We start from the raw sequence: 16065 nt of genomic DNA, 5'->3' as shown, positions 1-16065 counted from the left end.
TTTCACCATGCTGCGGCATCTCAGCCTCAAGGATTTCGTCATCGTTCCCACGCTGGAGCTCGACTTCGAGCCCGGCTTTGCCGTGCTGACCGGCGAGACCGGCGCGGGCAAGTCCATCCTCATCGACGCGCTGCAGCTGGCGCTGGGCGGCCGGGGTGATGCCGGCGTCGTCCGCGAGGGCGCGGCCAAGGCCGAGATCACGGCCGAGTTCGACACGCCGGCCCACCTGCGCGGCTGGTTGGACGAGGCCGGCTTCGACGTCGACGACGTGCTGCTGCTGCGCCGCGTTATCGACGCCGCGGGCAAAAGCCGCGCGTGGATCAACGGTGGCAGCGCCACGCTGACGCAGCTGCGCGAGCTGGCCGACCACCTGCTGGACATCCACGGCCAGCATGCCTGGCAAGGCCTGACCCGCCCGGCCGCCGTGCGAGAGCTGCTGGACGGTTTCGCCGGGCTGGACACCGCCCCGCTGGCCCGCGCCCACGCCACCTGGAAGCAGGCGCTGGAGGCGCTACAGAAGGCACAGGGCCTGCAGGCCGAGGCGCAGCGCGAACGCGAGCGGCTGGCCTGGCAGATCGCCGAACTGGACCGCCTGGCACCTGCCGACGGTGAGTGGGACGAACTGAATGCCGAGCACGGCCGGCTGTCGCACGGTCAGTCGCTGATCGATGCGGCGAAGTCAGCGCTGGACGCGCTGGACGACGCCGAGCCCAGCGCGCAGTCGCTGGCCGCCGGGGCGCTGGACCAACTGGAACGCGTGCTGGACCACGACGCCCGCCTGCTGCCCGCCGTGCAGGCGCTGCGCGATGTGCAGGCGCAGCTGGCCGACGCCAGCCACACGCTGGCCGGCTATCTGCACAAGGCTGACCTGGACCCCGAGCGGCTGGCCGAGCTGGACGAGCGCGTGTCGGCGTGGATGACGCTGGCCCGCCGCTACCGGCGCCCGCCCGAGGAACTGCCCGCGCTGCTGGCCCAGTGGCGCGCTGAGCTGGCCGCACTGGACGCCGCCAGCGACCCCGCGCAGCTGGAAGCCGCGCTGGCCACCGCGCGCCAGGCCTTCGACCAGCAAGCCCAGGCTGCGACGCGCGCACGCCGCCAGGCCGCGCCCGCGCTGGCGGCCGCCGTCACCGCCGCCATGCAGCAGCTGGGCATGGCCGGCGGCCAGTTCGACATTGCACTCAACGCCACCGACGGCCCGCAGAGCTGGGGGGTCGAGTCCGCCGAGTTCCTCGTGGCTGGGCATGCCGGCAGCACACCACGGCCGCTGGCCAAGGTGGCCTCGGGCGGCGAGCTGTCGCGCATCGCGCTGGCCATTGCCGTGACAACCAGCCAGGCCGCAAACACACACGGCCACGCGCCGGGCACGCTGATCTTCGACGAGATCGACGTCGGCATCGGCGGCGCCGTGGCCGAGACCGTGGGCCGGCTCATGAAGCAGCTGGGCCATGCGGCCGACGGGCAGCGCCAGGTGCTGGCCGTCACCCACCTGCCGCAGGTGGCCGCCTGCGCGGATCGTCATCTGGTGGTCGCCAAGAGCCTGCAAGATGGCGCCACCGCCAGCCGCGTGGCGCCGGTGGCGGGCGAGGCCCGCGTGGCCGAGATCGCGCGCATGCTGGGCGGTGAACGCCTGTCGTCCACCAGCCTCGCGCATGCGCAGGAGATGTTGGCGGCCTCTACCAGCACGGCCAAGCCAAGGAAGGCCAAGTCATGACCATGGAACACGAGGTTCAGGGCGACGTCGTCCTGCTGACGGGCATGTCCGGCGGCGGCAAGTCCGTGGCCATGCATGCGCTGGAAGACGCCGGCTATTTCTGCGTGGACAACCTGCCGGCCGAGCTGCTGCTGGACTTCCTGAAGCTGGAAGAACAGCGCGGCGAGCGGCGCGTCGCCATCGCGGTGGACGTGCGCTCGTCGGGCTCGCTGCCGCTGATGCTGCCGCTGCTCAAGCAGCTCCGGTCCTCCGGCGTGCCGGTGCGCTCCATCTTCCTGGATGCCAGCAACGAGGCGCTGATGCGCCGGTTCTCCGAGACCCGCCGCCCGCACCCGCTGCGCGAGGACCGCGAGACCACCTTCGGCGGACTGGACGGCACGGCCGCCGCCGCCGAAAGCCACCGCCTGCTGCTGGATGCCATCAAGCTGGAGCGCGAACTGCTGGGCGGGCTCAAGGCCGAGTCCACCGTCATCGACACCAGCCAGCTGCGCCCGGCGCAGCTGCGCGCCTGGCTGGGCGACCTGGTGGGTCCCAACGCCGGCACCAAGCTGACGCTGGTGTTCGAGAGCTTTGCGTTCAAGCATGGCGTGCCCAGCGATGCGGACTTCGTGTTCGACGTGCGCGTGCTGCCCAACCCCTACTACGACCGCGAGCTGCGCCCGCTGACCGGGCGCGACGCGCCGGTGGCGGCCTACCTCGCGGCGCAGCCCGAGGTAGGAATGATGATGGGCCAGATCGCCGGCTTCCTGTCGCGCTGGCTGCCGCACTTCGCGGCCGATCAGCGCAGCTACCTGACCGTGGCCATCGGCTGCACCGGTGGCCAGCACCGTTCGGTCTACCTGGTGGAGATGCTGGCCCGGCAATTCAGCCACCACGGCCACGTGCTGCGCCGCCACCGCGAGCTGGACGCCCGCTGAAGCGCGCCGGGGCCCGCCCGGCACTTCAGAATATTTGTTCTAGACAAATCGTTCTAGAACATCTATTCTGAACACATGTCAGCCCCCACCCATCCCACGGCCGCCGAGCTGGACCTGCTGCGTGTGCTGTGGCAGCTGGGCCCGGCCGACGCCAAGACCGTGCACGAGGCTTTGCTGCCCGAGCGCCCCGACGCCACCTACGCCACTGTGCTGCGCCAGCTGCAGGTGATGCACGGCAAAGGCCTGCTGACCCGCGACGAAAGCCAACGCCCCCAGCGTTATGCGCCCGCGCAGGCGCAGGACAAGCTGCAGCAGTCGCTGGTGAAGGACTTCATCGCCAAGGCCTTCGCGGGCTCGGGCAAGGCGCTGGTGCTGGCGGCCCTCAAGAACCATGTCAGTGCCAAGGAGCGCGCGGAGATCCGCCAGCTGCTGGCCCCGAAAGGAGATGACGCCGCATGAGCGCATCCATCGCATTGAACGCCTGGGGCTGGGCCCTGGTGAACTTCGTCTGGCAGGGCGCCGTCGTCGGCGCCGTGGCCGCCTTGCTGCTGGCCCTGCTGCGCGGCGCATCGGCGCGCTGGCGCTATGCCGTCTGCGCGCTGGCGCTGGGCCTGTGCCTGGTACTGCCGCTGGCGCAATGCCTGGACCTGGCGCCGGCCGAGGTCGAGATCGCCGGTGAGCTGCCGCTGGCCTCGCAGATGCCCGCGCTGGTGGCCGCCTGGGCACTGGGCACGAGCCTGATGCTGGCGCGCCTGGCGCTGGGCCTGGCCTGGGTGGGCCGCGCGCGCCGCCGCGCCACGCCGGCCCCGGCCGAGTGGCAGGCGCGGCTGGACGCCCTCGCCCGGCGGCTGGGCCTGCGCCGCCCCGTGGCGCTGCGGCTGCTGCCCGAGCTGGACGGCCCGGTGGCGCTGGGCGTGCTCAAGCCCTCCGTGCTGCTGCCGGCCGCGCTGCTGAGCCGCCTGCCCGTGGACCTGCTGGAAGCCCTGCTCGCCCACGAACTGGCCCATGTACGGCGCTGGGACTACGCCGCCAACCTGCTGCAAAGCGTCGTCGAGGCGCTGCTGTTCTTCCACCCTGTGGTGTGGTGGCTGTCGGCCCGCCTGCGCAGCGAGCGCGAGTTGGTGGCAGACGAGATCTCGGCCGAGCTGCTGGGCCAGGCCGACGGCGGGCGCCGGCTGGCCCGGGCGCTGCACGCGCTCAGCGAGCTGCCCACCGGTGAGGCCCCGGCCCTGGCCATGGCCGCGCGCGGCGGTGATCTGCTGCGCCGCATCGAGCGCCTGCTGGCACCGCGACCGCAGGCCACGGGCTGGAAGCTGGCGCTGCCGGCGCTGCTGATCGCAGCCACCAGCTTCGTCGTGCAGGCCAAGGGCCGCGACACACCCGTGCCGGCCGAGCCGGCGCCCGCCGCCAAGGCCGCACCCGCACCGCAGGAGTTGCGCCTGCCGGTGAACGCCAAGCATGTGGTGGTGGTGGACGACGCCACCGGCGAGGTGCTGATGGCGCGCAACGCCGATGCCGTCGTGCCCATCGCCTCGCTGACCAAGCTGCTGACCGCCATGGTGGTGCTGGACGCCAAGCTGGACCCCAACGAGAAGCTGCGCATCACCAGCGACGACGTCGACACGCTCAAGCACAGCCGCTCCAAGGTGCGCGTGGGCACGCAGATGTCGCGCCAGGCGGCGCTGGAGATGGCGCTGATCTCGTCGGAGAACCGCGCCGCCTCGGCGCTCGCGCGCAACTTCCCTGGCGGCGAGGCCGGCTTCGTGAAGGCGGTCAATGCCAAGGTGCGCGCGCTGGGGCTGCGCCGCACCTCCATCGCCGAGGCCACCGGCCTGTCGCCGGCCAACACCTCCACGGCCAGCGAGATGGCCGTCATCACCGCCGCGGCCGCGCGTTACCGCGAGATCGAGCGCATCACCAGCGCCAAGCAGGCCAAGGTGCCGGTGGACGGCCGCACCCGCGAGCTGCGCAACACCAACCGGCTGGTGGGGGCCAAGGGCTGGAACATCCGTGTCTCCAAGACCGGCTACACGGAGGAAGCCGGCCGCTGCCTGGCCATGCGCATGCTCAACGGCAAACGGCCCATCACCGTCGTGCTGCTGGACGCCGACGGCTCGGCACAACGGCTGCGCGATGCGGCGCTGATCCGCAAGTCGCTGACCCGCCAGCAGTCCTGAGACTCCCGCCATGCAACGACGTCAGCTGTTCGCGGCCGCGGCCGCAGGCATCGCCCTGCCCGCCTCGGCGCTGGACTTCGCCCCGCCGCGCACGCCCACCGCCATGCGGCTGCAGGTTGACCGCCTCATCGACATCGCCGTCGGCATCCGCCCCTTCCGTGCGCCGGGGCCGCGCATCGAGGCGCAGCGGCTGCATGGCAAGACCGTGGTGCACCACTACGGCCACGGCGGCAGCGGCTGGTCGCTGAGCTGGGGCTCGGCGCAGCGCGCGCTGGCGCTGCTGCAGGCCCATGCCCGGCCGGGCGAGCGCATCGCCGTCATCGGCTGCGGCGCCATCGGCCTGACCACCGCGCGCACCGCCCAGCAGGCGGGCTTCAAGGTGCGGCTCTACGCCAGGGACAGACCACCGCACGTGCACTCCGGCGCGGCCACCGGCCTGTGGACGCCAGACTCGCGCATCGTCACCGCCGAGCACGCCAGCGAGGCCTGGTGTGCCGACTGGGAGGCGATGGCACGCGCGTCCTTCAAGCTGCACCAGGGCTACCTGGGCCTGCCGAGCGGGCCGGTCGAATGGCACGACGGCTACCTCGTCGCCGACCACGGCTTCGATGCACCGCTGCCCAACTACGCGCCCCATGCCGGCGAGCCGGACTACCCCGACCTCGCCGGCCGCGTCGCCGATCTGCGCCCACGCGGCCAGGCGCTGGCGGCACACGAGCACCCGTTCCGCCACGTGCAGGCGCGCCGCTTCACGCAGCTGGTGTTCAACATCCCGGCCTACCAGCGGCTGCTGCTGGACGACTTCGCCCGCGACGGCGGCGAGCTGGTGCAGCGCGAGTTCCACCAGCCGCGCGACTGGGCACGCCTGCCCGAGCGCGTCATCGCCAACTGCACCGGCGACGGCGCGCGCACGCTGCTGGGCGACCCGCACCTGACGCCGGTGCGCGGCCAGACGGCACGGCTGATCCCGCAGCCCGACGTGGACTACGCGGTGATCTACCGCGGCCGCAACGTCGTCGCGCTGCCGCGCCGCGACGGCCTGCTGATCGCCGCGATGGGCGAGCACGACTTCGGCAGCGCCGACCTGCGCCCCGACCGTGCGCAGGCAGAGGACGCCGTGCGGCGCCTCGCGGCGCTGTTCGGCTAGAAGGTCTCCCAGTCGCCCTCGGCGCCAGCGGCCGCGCGCGGCGCTGGCGTCACCGCAGGCGGCGTGGGCGGCGTGGGCGGCAAGGGTGGCGCGGGTCGGGGCGACGCCGCACCGCCCGCAGGCGGGCGCGGTGCGGCGGGCTTGATCGACGGCCGGGCCGCCACCGGCTTGGCTGCTGATGGCCGGGCTGGCGCAGGCGCCGCGCGCGACAACGGCGCCTGCCTCGGCGCGCCGCTGACGTGGAAGGCCGCGACCGCCTCGACCAGCTTGCCCGTCTGCGTGCGCATGCTCTCCGCGGCCGCCGCCGTCTGCTCCACCAGTGCCGCGTTCTGCTGCGTGGCCTGGTCCAGCTGGCTGACGGCGGTGTTGATCTGGCCCACGCCCTCGCTCTGCTCGCGGCTGGACACCATGATCTCGCCAACCAGGTCGCTCACGCGGCGCACCTCGCCCACCATCTGGTCGATGGTCTCGCGCGCCGACAGCACCTGCGTGCTGCCGCTCTCCACCTTGGCGACACTGTCGCCGATCAGGCTCTTGATCTCCTTGGCTGCCTCGGCGCTGCGCTGGGCCAGCAGCCGCACCTCGCCGGCCACGACGGCAAAGCCACGCCCCTGCTCGCCGGCCCGCGCGGCCTCCACGGCCGCGTTCAGCGCCAGGATGTTGGTCTGGAACGCGATGCCGTCGATGGTGCCGATGATGTCGGCGATGCGACGGCTGGCGGCCGAGATGGCCTCCATGGTCGCGACCACCTCGCCCACCGCCGCGCCACCGGACTGCGCGACCTCGGACGCGCGGTTCGCGAGCTGGTCAGCCTGACGGGCGTTGTCGGCGTTGGCGCGGATCTGCGAGGCCATCTGCTCCACCGACGCGGCCGTCTGCTCCAGGCTGGAGGCCTGGCTTTCGGTGCGCGCCGACAGATCTGCATTGCCCTGCGCGATCTCGGCCGCAGCCACGTTGAGCTGGTCGCACCCCTGGCGTACGCCCGACACCATGCCCGCGAGGTTCTGCGTCATGTCGTCCAGCATGGCCAGCAGTTGACCGAGTTCGTCGCGGCTGGTGCTGACCACGCGTTGCGTGAGGTCGCCGCCCGCCACGGCCTTGACCGCGGCCGAGGCCTGCTGCACCGGGCCGGTGATGGAGCGCGTGATGATGCGCGCCGCCAAGGCCCCCAGGGCCAGCGCCACGGCCGACACGATGCCGAAGATCCACAGCACACGCTGATAGGCCGCCGCCGCCGAGACCGTGGCCTGCGCGGCCAGCTTCTCGTTGTATTCCCACCATGTGGCGACGGCCTCGCGCGCGGGCAGGTAGACGCTGCCCACCGCGCCCATGGACATCTCGCGCGCCGCCGTGCCCTGGGTCGGGTCGGCCGCGCTTTCATCGGAGGCCTTGAGCACCTTGTCCTGCAGCGCCAGGTAGGCCGCCACCGCATCGCTCACCTTCTTCAACAGCGCGCGGTCCTCGTCATCCGACGCCAGCGCCTCGTAGTCCTTGAACGCCTTGGCCATCTCGCTGCGTGCCTGGGCGATGCGCCCGGCCATGGCCTTCTTCTCCTTGTCGTCGTCGGTCAGGATGTGCTGCTGCTCCAGCCGCCGCACATCGCCGATGGCGCCGTCGACCTTGTGGATGACGCGCAGCGAGGGCAGGATGTTCTGGGGGTAGTACTCCGCGTAGTAGTTGATGGAGCGCACCAGCTGCGCGCCCACCGCGGCCATCGCGAGCATCAGCGCCAGCACCAGCGCGAACGCCAGCCCCAGGCGCGCGCCGACGCGCAGGTTCTTCAGGAAGTCCATGGCAGTCCCCTCGTCTTGTTCTGAGTTGACTGTGCCCGTTTACCCCAGGCCGGGCAATGCAGGCGGCGCCGGGTCACCCCCCGTCGATGAGCCTTTTTAACGGCGCAGGCAGCGCGTAGTCACCCAATCGCTCGCGGGCCACCCAGGTGCCCTCTGAAAGCAAACGTGCCGGCTCCTGCGCGCGCAAGGTGTGCAGCACCCAGTCGAAGTGCGTCAGCGCATGCTGGATGCGCGGCAGCGGCTCGACTGCGCTGCCCGGCAGCGCGGCACGAGCGCTGGCTTCGTCGTCGAACATCGGCAGCGTCCACAGACCGGCCCACACACCGGTGGCCGGCCGCTGCTGCAGCAAGACCTGGCCCTGCCGCTCCACCCACAGCCACCAGTTCTCACGCTGACTGCGCTTGAGCTTCTTGGTCTTGATGGGGAAGCGGGTCGGGTCGCCCTGCTGCTGGCCACGGCACAGCGGCTGCACCGGGCAGATCAGGCAGTCGGGCGAGCGCGCGCCGCAGACCGTCGCGCCCAGGTCCATCAGGCCCTGCGTGTAACGGTCCACCTCGTGCGCGGGCAGCAGCGCGGTGGCGTGGTCCCACAGCTTCTTCTCGGCGGCGCTGCTGGCGAGGTCGCCCTCGTAGGCCAGCACGCGGGACAGCACGCGCTTGACGTTGCCGTCCAGGATGGCCACGCGCTCGGCAAAGCAGAAGGCCGCGATGGCCGCAGCGGTGGAGCGGCCGATGCCCGGCAGCGTCTGCAGGCCCGCAGCGCTGCGCGGGAACTCGCCGCCATGCAGCTCGGCCACCGCCTTGGCACAGGCATGCAGGTTGCGCGCGCGGCTGTAGTAGCCCAGGCCGGCCCACTGCGCGAGCACCTCGTCCAGTGTCGCGGCGGCCAGGTCGGTCACCCGCGGCCAGCGCGCGAGGAAGCGCTCGTAGTAGCCCAGCACGGTCGTCACCTGCGTCTGCTGCAGCATGACCTCGGACAGCCACACGCGGTAGGGATCGCGGGTGTTCTGCCACGGCAGCGTGTGGCGGCCATGGCGCTTCTGCCAGGCGACGACGGTCTTGCCGAAGTCCTCGATCAACGCTTCTGGCATGTGGGGCAAAAAAAGGTGGAACGCTGACCTTGCACGATGCGCCGGATGGCCGTGCCGCAGCGCCGGCAGGGCTCGCCTTCGCGGCCGTAGACCTGGGCCTGCATCTGGAAGCTGCCGGCCACGCCGTGCGCGTCGCGGAAGTCGCGCAGCGTCGTGCCGCCCGCCTCCAGCGCCTGGCCCAGCACGGTGCGCACGGCCAGCGCGAGCTTGTCAGCGCGCGGCCGGCTGAGCTTGCCGGCGGCCAGGCGCGGATCGATACCGGCCATGAACAGCGCCTCGCAGGCGTAGATGTTGCCGGCGCCGACGACGATGTCGCCCGCCAGCAGCGCCTGCTTGATCGCCACGCGACGGCCGCTCAGGGCCGCGTGCAGGTGCAGGCCGTCGAAGCGCTCGTCAAACGGCTCCAGACCCAGGCCGGCCAGCAGCGTCGTGACCGGCTCGGCCTCCAGCGCCGCGCCCCAGACGACGGCGCCAAAACGGCGCGGATCGGTCAGGCGCAGCAGGCCGCGGTCGGTGTGCAGGTCGAAGTGGTCGTGCGTGCCGGGCGCGGGCGTCGTGTCGAGAAAGGCCAGCGAGCCCGACATGCCCAGGTGCATCAGCAGCCCGCCCGCCTCACCCAGCGGCAGCCACAAATATTTACCGCGTCTTTGCACGGCCCCGACGCGGGCGCCCAGCAGGGTTTCGGGGTCCACCCCGAGCGGCCAGCGCAGCGGTTTTCCCAGGCGCAGACCGGTCACGTGGGCGCCTTCGATGGCGGCGGCAAAGCTGCGGCGCGTGACTTCGACTTCGGGTAACTCGGGCATGGGCGGAAATCATAATCAGCGCCCTATCCCCGGGGTCGCCCCGGGGGCTCGCTGGAGTCCGAATGCCGTTCATCGTCCGCCGCGTCGCCTGCGCCGCCGCCCTGCTGCTGGGGCTGCACGCCCACGCCCAGGAGGCGCCGCCCGCCACCCCGCCCGTCAGCAACTCGTCGATGGACGCGCCGCTGTTCTACCAGCTGCTGATCGGCGAACTGGAGCTGGGCAACGGCCAGGTCGGCGTCGCCTTCCAGGTGCTGCTGGACGCTGCACGGCGCACCGGCGACGAGGCCTTGTTCAAGCGCGTGGTCAACATCGCGCTGCAGGCCCGCGCGGGCGACCAGGCGCTGCTGGCTGCGCGCGGCTGGGCCGACACCGTGCCCACATCCGTCGAGGCGCACCAGACCATCGTGCAACTGCTCGCGCTGCTGAACAAGCCGGCCGAGCTCACGCAGCCGCTGCGGGCCCTGCTGCGCCTGGCGCCAGCGGAGAAGCGCCAGGGCTACATCGTCTCGCTGCCCCATCTGTTCCAGCGCTCGCCCGACCCCAAGGCCGTGTACGCCGCGCTGGCCCCCGTGCTGCAGGCACAAACCGGTGCGCTCAAGCCCGCCGCGGCGTTCACGGAGGCGCGCCTGGCCGTCAACGCGGGCGAAAACGGGCGCGCACTGACGCTCATCCACGAGCTGGACAAGGCCCTACCCGACGGCGACGACGCCATGCAACTGGCCGTCGACCTCATGCCCAGCGAGCCGCAGGCCGAGTCCTTCATCACTGCGCGCCTGGCCCGCAAGCCCGATCAGCACGCGCTGCGCCAGGCCTACGCCCGCACGCTGCTGAAGGTGCAGCGCAACGCCGACGCGGCACGCGAGTTCCGGCTGCTGACCGAGGCCACGCCCGACAACCCGGCTGTCTGGCTGGCGCTGGGCGCCGTCGAGCTGGATCTCAAGCACCTGCCCGCCGCCGAAGCCGCGCTGCGCGAAGGCCTCAAGCGCCTGGACACGCCCGCCCCCGGCACGGACGCCGAGGTCAAGGCCCGTGCCGAGGGCCGGCGCAGCGCGTGGCTGATGCTGTCACAGCTGTCCGAGCAGCGCGGCGACCTGAAGGCCGCCGAGGCCGCGCTGCAGAAGATCGACGGCAACGAGCTGGACGTGCGCTACCGCCGCGCCAGCCTGCTGGCTCGCCGCGGCCAGTTGGAGCAGGCCCGCAAGCTGCTGCAGGCCCCCGGCGATGCCAGTGACGCCGACGCCCGCGCCGCGCTGCTGGCCGAGGCCCAGCTGCTGCGCGAACGGCGCGATCACAACGCCGCCGCCGACGTGCTGAAGGCCGCCACCGAGCGCTTCAAGGACGACACCGACCTGCTGTACGAGCAGGCCATGATGAGCGAGAAGCTGGGCCGCTTCGGCGACATGGAGGCGCAGCTGCGCCGCGTCATCGCCCTCAAGCCCGACCACCACCACGCCTACAACGCGCTGGGCTACTCACTGGCCGATCGCAACGTCCGCCTGACCGAAGCCAAGCAACTCATCGAGCAGGCGCTGAAGCTGGCGCCGGGCGAGTCCTTCATCGTCGACAGCCTGGGCTGGGTGGAGTTCCGCCTGGGCAACCTGGCCGAAGCCGTGAAGCTGCTCCGACAGGCCTACAGCGGCCGGCCCGATGCCGAGATCGCGGCCCACCTCGGCGAGGCCCTGTGGGCTAGCGGTGCGCCGGACGAGGCCCGCCTCGTCTTCGCGCAAGGCCTGCAGCGCGAGCCGGACAACGAGGCCCTGCGCGACACGTTGAAGCGCCTCCAGGTCAAGCCGTGAGAGCCATCGTTCTGTCTTTGGCGCTGGCCCTCGCGGGCTGCGCGCAACTGCCCAAGACCCCGACGGACGGCGCCACCGCAGCACAGGCCCGGCTGGGCGGTCGCATCAGCGTCACCGTGGCGGGCGACGTGCACAACCGCGGCACCGGCGGCGCGGCCAGCTTCGAGCTGTTCGGCGGCCCGGAGGCTGGACGGCTGGAGCTGACCTCGCCGCTGGGCCCGCTGCTGGCCCGCGCCAGCTGGCAGCCCGGCCGGGCCACGCTGCAAACGCCCGACGGCGAGCGCCAGTTCGACGACCTCGACGCGCTGACCCGCGAGATGCTGGGCGAGGCCGTGCCGGTGGCCGCACTGTTCGACTGGCTGCAGGCCCGCCCCTGGCCCGCAGCCCCGCACCAAAAGACCGCCAACGGCTTCGAGCAACTGGGCTGGCGCATTGAACCCAAGCTGCCGGCGCTCGTCGCCACACGCCTGGCCGCGCCCGTCGTCACGCTGCGCGCCAAACTGGACGGAGGCGATGAAAGCATTCCATGACCTGGCCGCGCCGGCCAAGCTCAACCTCTTCCTGCACATCGTCGGCAAGCGCGACGACGGCTATCACCTGCTGCAGTCCGTGTTCGTTCTCATCGACTGGATGGACACGCTGCACATCGAATGCCGCAGCGACGGCCGGCTGCAGCGGCACGACGTGCTCGGCGGCGACCTCCCCGCCGACGACCTCTGCCTGCGCGCTGCGCGCCTGCTGCAGCAGCACACCGGCTGCACGCTGGGCGCCGACATCCATTTGGAGAAGCGCCTGCCGGCCGGCGCCGGCATGGGCGGCGGCTCGTCCGACGCCGCCACCACGCTGCTCGCGCTGAACCGCCTGTGGGATCTGCGCCTGCCCTTGTCGCAACTGCTGGCACTGGGCCTGAAGCTGGGCGCCGACGTGCCCTTTTTCCTGGGCGGCGGGCCGGCTTTCGTCGAAGGCATCGGCGAAGTCCTGCACCCGATCACGCTGCCGCAACAGCGCTTTGCCGTCATCAAAGGCCCCGGCGGTCTGGCAACCAAGGAAATTTTTTCAAGCAATCTGTTGGCAAGGTCAGAAAAGCTCGCTATAGTCATGGGCTTTCCCGCCTCGGCAGGAACTGCAGAACAAAACTGCAGCGGGTACGGTCCCGACTTCGGTCGAAACGACTTGCAGCCCGCGGCAGGAGCGATCAGCAGTGACGTGCGAGACGCGGTGGCGCTGATGTCGAAGCGATTCGGCAACGCCCGGATGACGGGCTCAGGCGCTGCGGTGTTTTCGGTGTTGGCCGAGAACGGAGAGAATGGCAAGGACGATCAGTCCCTGGCGACATTGCTTCAGGCACAGCCTGAAGGGTGGACCGGTCGAATCTGCCACAGTCTGGCCACCCATCCGCTCAGCGGCTGGGCAGACTGAACAAGTTGTGGGGTGCAGCAGCTCTGCTGTGTCCTGTGTAGGGGAGTCGCCAAGTTGGTCAAGGCATCGGATTTTGATTCCGACATGCGAGGGTTCGAGTCCTTCCTCCCCTGCCAAATTCTTCTGATACTTCGCTGAACCGGCGCGCGTCAGCGAGCCACTGACTGATCCAGAGGCTCCAAGTGCTGCTCAATACGGTTCTCTTCACCGGCAACGCGAACCCGGTCCTCTCCCAAGAAATCGCTACCCACCTCGGCCTCGAGTTGGGCAAGGCCGTCGTCGGCCGCTTCTCGGACGGTGAAGTCACCGTCGAGATCCAGCAGAACGTCCGCGCCCGCGACGTGTTCGTCATCCAGCCCACCTGCGCGCCGACGAACGAGAACCTGATGGAGCTGCTGATCATGGCCGACGCGCTCAAGCGCGCCAGCGCCCGCCGCATCACGGCCGTGATCCCCTACTTCGGTTACGCCCGCCAGGACCGCCGCCCGCGTTCCACGCGCGTGCCCATTTCGGCCAAGGTCGTGGCCAACTGCCTGGAAACCGTGGGCGTCGAGCGCGTGCTGACGATGGACCTGCACGCCGACCAGATCCAGGGCTTCTTCGACATCCCCGTCGACAACATCTACGCCTCCCCGGTGCTGCTGTCGGACCTGAAGGCCCGCAACTACAGCGACCTGGTGGTCGTGTCGCCGGACGTCGGCGGCGTGGTGCGTGCCCGCGCGCTGGCCAAGCAGCTGGGCTGCGACCTGGCCATCATCGACAAGCGCCGCCCGGCTGCCAACGTGTCCGAAGTGATGCACGTGATCGGCGAGATCGAAGGCCGCAACTGCGTGATCATGGACGACATGATCGACACCGCCGGCACGCTGGTGAAGGCGGCCGAGGTGCTGAAGTCGCGTGGCGCCAAGAGCGTGTTCGCCTACTGCACGCACCCCATCCTGTCGGGCCCGGCCATCGAGCGCATCGCCGGCTCGCAGCTGGACGAGGTCGTCATCACGAACACCATCCCGCTGACCGACGCGGCCAAGGCCTGCAAGAAGATCCGCCAGCTGTCGGTGGCCTTCCTGTTCGCCGAGACCATCCGCCGCATCTCCGACGGCGAGTCGGTCACCAGCCTTTTCTCCGAACAGAACAACAACTTCTGATCGGAACCCGTAGCCGTCGCAAGACGGCTTTTTCAATGCGGTGCCTGGTCGCGGGCGCCGTTTCTCTTTTGGAGATAAACCATGAAGTTCGTCGCTTTTGAGCGCAAGCAGCAGGGGACCGGAGCGAGCCGCCGCCTGCGCGTCGCCGGCAAGGTGCCCGGCATTGTTTACGGCGCCGGTGAGCCCGCACTGATCGAGCTCGATCACAACGCGCTGTACCACGCCCTGAAGAAGGAAGCCTTCCACAGCTCCCTGCTGGACATGGAGCTGAATGGCACGGTCACGCAAGTGCTGCTGCGCGACTTCCAGATGCACCCCTACAAGCCGCAAGTCCAGCACATCGACTTCCAGCGCGTGGACGGCACGACCAAGATCACGAAGAAGGTGCCCCTGCACTTCATCGGTGAAGAGAACTCCGTGGCCGTGAAGACCGACAAGTGCACGGTCAACCACGTCATCACCGAGCTGGAAATCACCTGCCTGGCCCAGCAGCTGCCCGAGTTCATCGAGGTGGACCTGTCCGGCCTGACCAAGGGTCACTCGCTGCACGTCAACGACATGAAGATCCCCGCGGGCATCAAGGTCGTCACGCACGGCAAGCCCAACCCCGTCGTTGCGACGCCGGTCGAGCCCAAGACGGAAGAAATCGTCGTCGTGGCTGCCGCCCCGGCCGACGACAAGAAGGGCAAGAAGGGCAAGAAGTAATTCCTGCCGGCTTCTCGCCAACGACAAGGGCTCCCTCGGGAGCCCTTTTTCATGGCGACCCGCCTCGATAATCGCGCCCCATGATTCGCCTGCTCGTCGGCCTGGGCAACCCCGGCACTGAATACGAAGACACCCGCCACAACGCCGGCTTCTGGTGGATTGACGGCCTGGCCCGCGGGCTCAAGGTGAGCCTGCAACCCGACAAGGCCTATCACGGCCTCGTCGCGCGCGTGAACGATGCGCCCGGCGCCAGCGGCCCCATCTGGCTGCTGGAACCCATGACCTACATGAACGTGTCCGGCAAGTCGGTCGCGGCGCTGGCGCGCTTCTTCAAGATCGCGCCCGAAGAGATCCTGGCCGTGCACGACGAGCTGGACATCCCGCCCGGCGAGATGAAGTTCAAGAAGGGCGGCGGCGATGGCGGCCACAACGGCCTGCGCGACATGCGCGCCCAACTGGGCAGTGGCGACTTCTGGCGGCTGCGGCTGGGCATCGGCCACCCGGGCCACAAGGCCGAAGTCGCCAACTACGTGCTGCGCAAGCCGCCGCTGGGCGAGCGCCAGGCGGTGGAAGACTGCATCGAGAAGAGCTACGCCGCCGTCGAGCTGATGCTGCGCGGCGAGATGGACAAGGCCTTGGCCAAGATTCACGCCAAGCCGCCGCGCCCCAAGCCCCCCAAACCGGCGCCGACGGCGCAAACTCCGGCGCCATGAAGCTGCTGCTGCCGGTCCTGCTGCTGAGCCTCGCGCTGACCGCGCCGGCCCAGACGCAGAGCCGCAGCGCCCAGGTGTATCGCTGCGGCCCGGACGGCCGCGACCTGCGCGACTCGCCCTGCCCTGGCGGCGCGCCGCCCAGCAGCGTCGCCTACGACGAACCCAGCGCCGCCGACAGCCGCTCCGCCCGCAACCGCCACCTGGCGGACGCCAAGCAGGCCGCCGCACTGGCTGCCGCTCGGCGTGCCAGCGAGGCCGAGGCGCGGCGCCAGAAGGCCGCGCACATCGGCCTGCAGCCCGCGCCCGCAGCGGCTGCGAGCGCACCGCCGCTCACCCAGATCAAGCCGCCCAAGACGGCCAAGCCGGCCAAGCCCAAGAAGCCGGCCAGCGCGCCCGGCCGATAGAATGCGCGCCGTTGGTGCTCGCGCCCGCCCTCACGGCGGGCGCAGTTCAACGGGAATCAGGAGGACGAGTGGCATCGCCGCGGATCTAACCTGAGCTGTCCCCGCAACGGTAAGTGGACGAGGCCTTGGCGTCTCGCTGCTCGACTCACAAGCCACTGGTGCCCTGCACCGGGAAGGCGTCGAGTGGTTGTCCACCAGCCCGGATACCGGCCAACCACGGGGCTGTTTCGTACAGCCGTTTTTCA

15 protein-coding genes, 1 tRNA gene and 1 riboswitch are annotated in these 16065 nt (G+C 70.6%); of the genes, 13 read left to right on the top strand and 3 right to left on the bottom strand.

The annotated features are described in order from the left end of the window. Positions 1-7 precede the first annotated feature (7 nt). The 5 genes from recN (at position 8) to NYO99_RS18745 (ending at position 5952) form a co-directional block, all read left to right on the top strand. Positions 8-1711, top strand: coding sequence for a DNA repair protein RecN (gene recN, locus NYO99_RS18765; protein WP_268168809.1), 1704 nt, complete (start codon positions 8-10; stop codon positions 1709-1711). Next, positions 1708-2628 (top strand): RNase adapter RapZ, encoded by a 921-nt coding sequence (gene rapZ, locus NYO99_RS18760; protein WP_268168808.1) that lies wholly within the window; start codon positions 1708-1710, stop codon positions 2626-2628. The genes recN and rapZ overlap by 4 nt, the downstream gene beginning before the upstream one ends. Before the next feature lie 75 nt (positions 2629-2703). Then, positions 2704-3087: a BlaI/MecI/CopY family transcriptional regulator gene (locus NYO99_RS18755; RefSeq protein ID WP_268168807.1), complete on the top strand. Its 384-nt coding sequence runs from the start codon at positions 2704-2706 to the stop codon at positions 3085-3087. After that, entirely contained in the window at positions 3084-4805 is a 1722-nt protein-coding gene (locus NYO99_RS18750; protein WP_268168806.1) for a M56 family metallopeptidase, read from the top strand. The genes NYO99_RS18755 and NYO99_RS18750 overlap by 4 nt, the downstream gene beginning before the upstream one ends. A gap of 10 nt (positions 4806-4815) precedes the next feature. Further along, positions 4816-5952 carry an FAD-dependent oxidoreductase gene (locus tag NYO99_RS18745; protein ID WP_268168805.1) on the top strand — a complete coding sequence of 379 codons (1137 nt, stop codon included), beginning with the start codon at positions 4816-4818 and terminating at the stop codon, positions 5950-5952. Here NYO99_RS18745 and NYO99_RS18740 read toward each other — a convergent pair. From NYO99_RS18740 to mutM, 3 genes are all read right to left on the bottom strand, one after another. Then, positions 5949-7745, bottom strand: coding sequence for a methyl-accepting chemotaxis protein (locus tag NYO99_RS18740; protein ID WP_268168804.1), 1797 nt, complete (start codon positions 7743-7745; stop codon positions 5949-5951). The genes NYO99_RS18745 and NYO99_RS18740 overlap by 4 nt on opposite strands. 73 nt (positions 7746-7818) lie before the next feature. Beyond that, positions 7819-8835, bottom strand: coding sequence for an A/G-specific adenine glycosylase (gene mutY / locus NYO99_RS18735; protein ID WP_268168803.1), 1017 nt, complete (start codon positions 8833-8835; stop codon positions 7819-7821). Next, positions 8820-9638, bottom strand: coding sequence for a bifunctional DNA-formamidopyrimidine glycosylase/DNA-(apurinic or apyrimidinic site) lyase (gene mutM, locus NYO99_RS18730; RefSeq protein WP_268168802.1), 819 nt, complete (start codon positions 9636-9638; stop codon positions 8820-8822). The genes mutY and mutM overlap by 16 nt, the downstream gene beginning before the upstream one ends. A 62-nt stretch (positions 9639-9700) precedes the next feature. Here mutM and NYO99_RS18725 point away from each other — a divergent pair, with 62 nt between their 5' ends. From NYO99_RS18725 to NYO99_RS18690, 8 genes are all read left to right on the top strand, one after another. Then, the gene (locus NYO99_RS18725) at positions 9701-11434 is read left to right on the top strand and encodes a tetratricopeptide repeat protein (RefSeq protein WP_268168801.1); all 1734 of its coding nucleotides are present in this window, start codon (positions 9701-9703) and stop codon (positions 11432-11434) included. Next, positions 11431-11964 (top strand): outer membrane lipoprotein LolB, encoded by a 534-nt coding sequence (locus NYO99_RS18720; RefSeq protein ID WP_268168800.1) that lies wholly within the window; start codon positions 11431-11433, stop codon positions 11962-11964. The genes NYO99_RS18725 and NYO99_RS18720 overlap by 4 nt, the downstream gene beginning before the upstream one ends. Then, the gene (gene ispE / locus NYO99_RS18715; RefSeq protein ID WP_268168799.1) at positions 11948-12853 is read left to right on the top strand and encodes a 4-(cytidine 5'-diphospho)-2-C-methyl-D-erythritol kinase; all 906 of its coding nucleotides are present in this window, start codon (positions 11948-11950) and stop codon (positions 12851-12853) included. Before NYO99_RS18720 ends, ispE begins: the two co-directional genes overlap by 17 nt. 39 nt (positions 12854-12892) lie before the next feature. After that, positions 12893-12969: transfer RNA gene (locus tag NYO99_RS18710), tRNA-Gln, on the top strand. A gap of 66 nt (positions 12970-13035) precedes the next feature. After that, a complete protein-coding gene (locus tag NYO99_RS18705; RefSeq protein ID WP_326494843.1) occupies positions 13036-13998 on the top strand; it encodes a ribose-phosphate pyrophosphokinase in 963 nt (320 codons plus the stop codon). 81 nt (positions 13999-14079) lie between these two features. Then, entirely contained in the window at positions 14080-14703 is a 624-nt protein-coding gene (locus NYO99_RS18700; protein WP_268168798.1) for a 50S ribosomal protein L25/general stress protein Ctc, read from the top strand. Positions 14704-14783: 80 nt separating this feature from the next. Beyond that, positions 14784-15416: an aminoacyl-tRNA hydrolase gene (gene pth / locus NYO99_RS18695; protein ID WP_268168797.1), complete on the top strand. Its 633-nt coding sequence runs from the start codon at positions 14784-14786 to the stop codon at positions 15414-15416. Beyond that, the gene (locus tag NYO99_RS18690; RefSeq protein ID WP_268168796.1) at positions 15413-15820 is read left to right on the top strand and encodes a hypothetical protein; all 408 of its coding nucleotides are present in this window, start codon (positions 15413-15415) and stop codon (positions 15818-15820) included. Before pth ends, NYO99_RS18690 begins: the two co-directional genes overlap by 4 nt. Further along, positions 15816-16049, top strand: a riboswitch (cobalamin riboswitch). Its footprint overlaps the gene before it by 5 nt. Positions 16050-16065 lie beyond the last annotated feature (16 nt).

Source organism: Roseateles hydrophilus, from assembly GCF_026712245.1.
GTDB classification, from domain to species: Bacteria; Pseudomonadota; Gammaproteobacteria; order Burkholderiales; family Burkholderiaceae_C; genus Pelomonas; species Pelomonas hydrophilus.
Note: the sequence above shows the minus strand (reverse complement) of the source record. Positions and strands in the feature narration are given on the sequence as shown.